A 6,454-nucleotide genomic window follows, 5' to 3' on the forward strand; every position below is an offset into this window, starting at 1 on the left:
GCGCAGGCCCGTCTGGCGCAGGTGGTTCGGGGGCTGAGCCACGGGACACGCACCCCCGTCACCCGGGCGGGCGGACGGTTCGGACCGTCCGCCCGGGTCGTCGGCCCAGACGGACCCGGCGGCGCGGCACCGCTCCGCCCCCAGCGCCGGATCGGCAGTCGGGGGATAACCAGTGGCCCGTTCAAGGCGCAGCCGCGAGCATCGAGCCATGACGCGGAGTTTTGAGCAACTGGTGGCTGAGGCGGAGGCCGCGCCGGTGGACGGCTGGGACTTCTCCTGGCTCGACGGGCGGGCCAGCGAGCAGCGCCCCTCCTGGGGGTACCAGCGAGCGATGAGCGAACGGCTGGCGCGGGCGACCGCGGCGCTGGACGTGCAGACGGGCGGCGGTGAGGTGCTCGCCGGTGCGCCGAAGCTGCCACCGCTCACCGTGGCCACCGAGTCGTGGCCGCCGAACGTCACGAAGGCGACGCGGCTGCTGCACCCGCTGGGCGTGGTGGTCGTCGCCGACCGGGACGAGCCCCCGCTGCCGTTCGCCGACAACGCCTTCGACCTGGTGACCAGCCGGCATCCGGTGACGGTGTGGTGGCGGGAGATCGCCCGCGTACTCCAGCCCGGCGGCACCTACCTCTCGCAGCACGTGGGCCCGGCCAGCGTCTTCGAACTCGTCGAGTACTTTCTCGGCCCGCAGCCCGAGGAGGCCCGCCGCCAGCGTCACCCGGACGACGCCCGGCGGGACGCCGCGGACGCCGGCCTGGAGGTGATCGACCTGCGCTTCGAGTCGCTGCGGACGGCGTTCTTCGACATCGGCGCGGTGGTCTACTTCCTGCGCAAGGTCATCTGGATGGTGCCCGGCTTCACCACGGAGAAGTACCACGACCGGCTTCGGGAGCTGCACGAGCAGATCACCGCCGAGGGTCCGTTCGTCGCCCGCACCACCCGCTTCCTGATCGAGGCCCGCAAACCCGCCTGACCGCGCAGCGCCCTCCTCGCGGAGGCCGCCCGCACGCCGCCACACGCCGCCACTGCGACCCGGGCCCGGCCCGAACCGGCCTGCCACGTCCCGCCCTGCCTCGTCCCGCCCTGCCTCGTCCCGGTCACGGTCCCTCCGGCCGGTGGGCGAGGAGGAACCCCTGCCGTCCCTGCCGGGGCCTCTCGTCGGCGTCGGGCTCGCGGATCATGCGGGCGTCCAGAACGAGGCCGGCCCCGCTCATCAGGTCGGCGACGTGGTCGGCGGGCATCCAGTGGACATCGAGCGACAGCTCATGGCCGTAGGCCCGGCTCAGGCGCCGGCGCTGGTCCCCGACCTTGAAGGCCAGCAGCAAACGACCGCCGGGGGCCAACACCCGACGGCACTCCGCGAACACGGCCGGCAGCACCTCCGGCGGGGTGTGGACGGTCGAGTACCAGGCGACGACGCCACCGAGGCCGGCGTCGGGCAGTCCCAGACCGGTCATCGACCCCTCCTCGGACCGCAGGCCCGGATGCGTTCGACGGGCGACCGCGATCATCTCGGGTGAGAGGTCGATGCCGAAGGCGTCCACTCCACGGGCGTGCAGGTGTGCGGTGATGCGGCCGGGACCGCATCCGAGGTCGGCGACCGGCCCCCTCCCCGGCGCCCGCACGAGGTCGCAGAACGCGGCGAGCACGGCGCGGTCCAGCGGCTTGGCGTCCAGTTCCTCGCGGAGGAGCTTCTCGTAGTCGGCGGCGACGAGATTCGTAAGCCGTCCGGGTGGCGTGCAGGTACGCCGCTTCGGTGTCGGTCATGGCCGACGACGGTAGCCCCCGCCTCCCGTCCGCGCCCGCCGCTTTCAGGCCGCACAACGCCGGGCACGGATGGGCTCGGTCGGCCCGCCACCCCGGCCCCCGCTCGAGTCCGTTCGACCCGGTCACGCCGGTTGCCGGTCGCCCGGTGGGGTGTCAGTGCGCTGCGAGCTCGGCGAGCAGCTCGGCGGCGGGTTTCGGGTGGACGAGCCAGCGCAGGTGGCTGCCCGCGAGCGTCCGGACGTCGAAGGGGTTGCCGGGGGTGAGCGCGTCGGCTTCGCGGATCATGCGGTCCTGCATGGGGAGCGGAATGCTGGCGTCGTCGGTCAGACGCACATAGGTCCGTGGGACCCGGCCCCAGGTCGCGCCCTGCGCCCGGTCGGCGGACGTTCCGACGTCCAGGTTCTCGTCGGGCTGGAAGGTGTTCAGGAAGACCCGGAACTCGTCATCGGTGAGGTCGGCGGCGAAGGCCTGCTTGAACGCGGCAAGCGGCGCCGGGGCCGCGGTACGGAAGTTGGTCCGGAGCAGACCGAGTTCGGCCGGGTTCCCGACGAGCGTGGCGGCGAAGGTCCTCGCGTCGACGTCCGCCATCTCCGGCTCGGCGTAGTAGGCGCCCACGTCCAGATCGACGGGGCACCAGGCGGACACATAGGCGATCCGGTCGATCAGCTCGGGCCGGGCGTTGGCGACGGCGGTGGCCGTGAGGCCGCCCCTGCTGTGGGCGACGAGGACGGTGGGCCCGTTCCGCCTGGCCCGTTCGAGGACCTCGATCACGCGGGCGGCGTTGTCGGCGAGCGTGACGCCCCTGATGCTCCCCGGTGCCGCGGCGAGGGCGTCGAGATCCTGAGGAGCCTGGTAGGCCACGGGGAACGTCGCCTCGAATCCGTGCCCCGGGAGGTCCACCGCGACCGAGCGGTGCCCGAGCAGGGCGAGTTCGGCCTGCAACGGCGCGAACGAGAACGAGTTGGCGAAGGCCCCGTGCACAAGGACGAAGGTCGGCAGGTTCTGCATGCCTCAGCCTCCCAACGGAACGATCTTCGGATCAAGGCCCAGCACAGAGAAGATCGGGACGTCTCCAGAGACGGGAACAGCTGGGCTCTCTCACTCAACCCGAGCAGCAAGCTTCTGCGGGCTATGTGTCATCGCTGCGGCGGCGGGCCTGCCATAGGCGTCGGACGGCTTCGAGTTCGGTCCGAGGGAGGCGTTCGCCCCACTCGCCTGACAGCCGCTCTCGTCGTAGGTCTGCGCGACCTCGTCGAGGCAGCCGATCACGGTGCGGGCGAGTTGGTCGATGCCGAGCTGGCTGGACCAGATCTCTGTCGGCCGCTCCAGGACACGCTCAACCATCACAGACACGACGTCTGGGAATGGGGGGAGAGACATCTCGCGCGCGAGCACCCCGAGCTCATCCCCAGTGACTGAGCAGTGCAGTGGGTACTCCGCCACGCTGTCGTCGACTGCGAAGAGCCACACACATCACTGGTCTGCTACTTCCCAGACCAGGTCGCCGCCGTCGTCCACGAGAGCGACGCACGCCATTTCGGTACCGCCCATGTCGGCGTGCCGGAGCAGAGCGGGCGTCCCTGATTCGAGAGCGGTAGCGACGTCCTGGAGCATGGAGGTCACCGAATCCCACAGCGGCACCCCGAGTATCCACGTCTCGTGGTCCCACAGGAAAACCGCGCCGTAGGAATCACCGAGCCGCAAGTCAACGATGAGTCCGTCACCGCCAGGGCTCATTGCGATCGGCAGGAACGACGGCAGGAACCGCGGTTCTGGTTCGCCGTTCGCGTCGAACGAGACCCCTTCCTGTTCCGCGACCAGCAACCAGGTCTCTTGCGTTTCCAGGGCTTCCTCCAAGCCCACCGGAGCAAACGATCCAGGGATCCAGTAGTCGGCGCTGACGCGATCCAGGGATCCAGTAGTCGGCGCTGACGCGATCCAGGGTCCACCAGTCGCGCACTTCGGTGGGGAGCGCTGCCCCGAGGTCTGCCTCGATCACGCCGAGCCGGCCCTGGTCCGCAGCAGCCCTTACCGGCGTCCGGGGGAGACGATCTCTGAACCAGGCGTCGATGCGGTCCCACGACTTCCGCACTTCGCGATCAATCGAGGTCATGGTCGGAAGTCTCCCAAGGAGCTCTGACAGGTGCGTTCCGCGCCCGCGAAGTCCGCCCCGGCAGGCCCAGGTCAGGTAACCGAGCCAGGCGCGACGGCATAGCCGATCGTGGCGGCTGCGTTGGCGACGCTCACCAGGGATGCCTTGTCGTTCAAAGTCGTGACCACCTCCTGGGTCAGTGGACGGAGGGCATACACGTGGCGCACCGCGTTGATGTCCACCGGGATCTCGTAGTAGTCCTCGGCGAACTTCTGGAATGCCTCCGGCGACGGGTCGGCCAGCAAGCGGAACAGCCACCCCGAGCCGTCAGGGTCGGCGCTGTCCTCAGGGAAGTCGATCTCTCCCGCCCGCCAGCGTTCGCTTCCCGCCTCACGCCACATGCAAGCCGTCACCCTGGGCATCCCGTCGTCTGTGAACGCCGGCTCTTCGACGCAACTGCGGAACACCTCGGGGACCGAGTCCACGACGCCCGGCCAGGGCTCGTCGTTGACATACGGGCTCATCGCCGACTCGTGGTCGAAGCCTCGGACATACGCGCCCGCCGGAGAGAAGATGACGTCGAACTCGTCCCCCGAGCCGTTGCGCATGGAGGCGATCTCCTCCGTCTCGGACCAAGCTGGACCGAACGAGTGGTAGCGCTCGCCGTCAGGGTTCAGCACGGCCTCCAGCATGGCCATCGACCGACACCGGTCCCGCAGCGTCGGGATGTCAGGAAGCACCTCGGCCACATCGTGAACGGTCACGGCGCCCATCCAAGCGCACGCCACTGACACCCACCTGCTGGGCTACCGGTGACAACAGCTGCTGGAAGGTGCCAGCTCACGCTGGAGTCACCGCACCCGCCCCTGTGAAGGGCGACACTTTTGCAAGCAGTCGCTTGCAAAAGTTAGCACCAGGGGTGCATGGTGGGGGCATGGCTTCGTTGAACCCCGGTGACATAGGTGACTTCCTGCGCGAGCAGCGGCGCAACGCCCAGCTCTCGCTGCGGCAGCTCGCCGACGCGGCCGGCGTCTCGAATCCGTACCTCAGCCAGATCGAGCGCGGGCTGCGCAGGCCCAGCGCGGAGATCCTGCAGCAGCTCGCCAAGGCGCTGCGGATCTCCGCCGAGACGCTCTACGTGCGGGCCGGGATATTGGAGGAGCGGGAGCCCGGGGAGACCGGGGTCGCCGCCGCCATCCTCGCCGACCCGTCGATCAACGGGCAGCAGAAGCAGGCGCTGCTCCAGATCTACGAGTCGTTCCGCACGCAGCACGGCAGTGGTGCCGTGTCGCAGGACGTGCCGGAGACGCCGCAGAAGTCGTCACCGCGGCAGCCGCCGCAGCAGTACACGGAGCAGCAACCCTGAGCATCCCCGGGAGGGAACTCACATGGCCAACACCGACTTCCGCAAGACCCTCACCGACCCGACGCCGCTGTACTTCGCGGCCGGAGTCATCGAGAAGTTCCGCAGCGAGGCGCCCGAGCACATCGCCAAGGTCAAGTCCACGGACCCCAAGCAGGTGCAGGAGCGCGTACAGGGCAGGTTCCAGGACGTGCTGACCACGCTGGACTCGGACCTGAAGAAGATCCGCGAGCAGGCCCAGCACTTCGCACTCCAGGGCGTCGGCTTCGCCGCCGAGGCCGCCGTCAAGGCCAAGGAGGGCTACGACACGCTGGCCGAGCAGGGCAAGACGGCCGTCGAGTCGTGGCGCGCCAAGAACGACTCGGAGGAGGTCATCTACGAGGCCACCATCGAGCGTGAGGCCGTGGTGGTCACCGAGACCCCCGTCGACCCGAAGCCCGACTCCGACACCGGCTCGGGCAGCGGATCCGGCTCCGGCTCGGCGCAGAAGTCCGGCGCCAAGGGCGGGACCACGGGCACGTCCAGGACCGGCACCTCCGAGGGGGCGAAGTCCGGCTCCGGCACCTCCACGAAGGCCGCCGGCCAGAAGCAGGGCGGGCCCGCCAAGGGCGGCAGCGCCTCACGTCAGTCCCCGGCCGAGAAGAAGGCCACCGGTCAGAAGTCGGCGCCCAAGTCCGACTCCTGAGCCGAGGACCGTCCGGACTCCGGAACGGACGGGGCGGAACAGACGAACAACGAGTAGGACAGGACAGGCCGGGCATGGGACACGTGCCCGGCCTGCCGTCCAGGTAGCGTGGGTGCCAAGGACGGCGTATCTCCAGGGTGGTGGCCAGAGTGCTTCTGAACGGTTTCAACAGTCTGCTGAGTTTTGTCTTTCTCGGGCTGCTGATCTTCGCCATCTTCTGCTTCGTGGACGCCGCGCTGCGCCGGGAGGACGCCTACCGGGCCGCGGACAAGAAGACCAAGCAGTTCTGGCTGATCATTCTCGGCGTGGTGGTCGCCGTGAACCTGATCCTCAACTTCTTCTTCCTGGTCATCGCGGGTGTCATCGCCAACATCGTCTACATGGTCGACGTGCGTCCCGCGCTGATCCGGGTGACGGGTAACGGCGGCGGTGGCGGCCGGTCCCGGGGCAGCAGCAGCGACGGCCCGTACGGGCCGTACAACGGCGGCCGCTGAGACCACCCACCGCCCGGGGCGCCCAGCGCCCGGAGCGCCCCCCGCCCGGCCACCGG

The 6,454-nt window shown here is 69.7% G+C and carries 9 protein-coding genes; 4 read left to right on the top strand and 5 right to left on the bottom strand.

The annotated features are described in order from the left end of the window. Positions 1-208 precede the first annotated feature (208 nt). A complete protein-coding gene (locus tag ACYVE9_RS12355) occupies positions 209-970 on the top strand; it encodes a class I SAM-dependent methyltransferase (protein WP_461027849.1) in 762 nt (253 codons plus the stop codon). A 124-nt stretch (positions 971-1,094) separates the two neighbouring features. On the opposite strand, the gene ACYVE9_RS12360 is transcribed toward ACYVE9_RS12355, so the two are convergent. The 5 genes from ACYVE9_RS12360 to ACYVE9_RS12380 all read right to left on the bottom strand — a co-directional run bounded on the left by ACYVE9_RS12360 (position 1,095) and on the right by ACYVE9_RS12380 (position 4,629). Then, positions 1,095-1,646, bottom strand: a complete 552-nt coding sequence (locus tag ACYVE9_RS12360) for a class I SAM-dependent DNA methyltransferase (RefSeq protein ID WP_461027850.1) — start codon at positions 1,644-1,646, stop codon at positions 1,095-1,097. 271 nt (positions 1,647-1,917) lie between these two features. Then, the gene (locus tag ACYVE9_RS12365; protein WP_461027851.1) at positions 1,918-2,772 is read right to left on the bottom strand and encodes an alpha/beta fold hydrolase; all 855 of its coding nucleotides are present in this window, start codon (positions 2,770-2,772) and stop codon (positions 1,918-1,920) included. 90 nt (positions 2,773-2,862) lie between these two features. Then, positions 2,863-3,108, bottom strand: a complete 246-nt coding sequence (locus tag ACYVE9_RS12370) for a hypothetical protein (RefSeq protein ID WP_461027852.1) — start codon at positions 3,106-3,108, stop codon at positions 2,863-2,865. Positions 3,109-3,237: 129 nt separating this feature from the next. Further along, positions 3,238-3,621: an SMI1/KNR4 family protein gene (locus ACYVE9_RS12375; RefSeq protein WP_461027853.1), complete on the bottom strand. Its 384-nt coding sequence runs from the start codon at positions 3,619-3,621 to the stop codon at positions 3,238-3,240. 327 nt (positions 3,622-3,948) lie between these two features. After that, complete coding sequence (locus ACYVE9_RS12380; protein WP_461027854.1) at positions 3,949-4,629, bottom strand: hypothetical protein; 681 nt, start codon at positions 4,627-4,629, stop codon at positions 3,949-3,951. Positions 4,630-4,790: 161 nt separating this feature from the next. On the opposite strand from ACYVE9_RS12380, the gene ACYVE9_RS12385 reads away from it, so the two are divergent. From ACYVE9_RS12385 to ACYVE9_RS12395, 3 genes are all read left to right on the top strand, one after another. After that, positions 4,791-5,222 carry a helix-turn-helix domain-containing protein gene (locus tag ACYVE9_RS12385; protein WP_461027855.1) on the top strand — a complete coding sequence of 144 codons (432 nt, stop codon included), beginning with the start codon at positions 4,791-4,793 and terminating at the stop codon, positions 5,220-5,222. Positions 5,223-5,244: 22 nt separating this feature from the next. Continuing rightward, on the top strand, positions 5,245-5,904 hold the full coding sequence (locus ACYVE9_RS12390; protein WP_461027856.1) for a hypothetical protein: 660 nt from the start codon (positions 5,245-5,247) through the stop codon (positions 5,902-5,904). 149 nt (positions 5,905-6,053) lie between these two features. Next, the gene (locus tag ACYVE9_RS12395) at positions 6,054-6,398 is read left to right on the top strand and encodes a DUF2516 family protein (RefSeq protein WP_461027857.1); all 345 of its coding nucleotides are present in this window, start codon (positions 6,054-6,056) and stop codon (positions 6,396-6,398) included. The last annotated feature ends 56 nt before the right edge of the window (positions 6,399-6,454 follow it).

Source organism: Streptomyces sparsus, assembly GCF_054776295.1.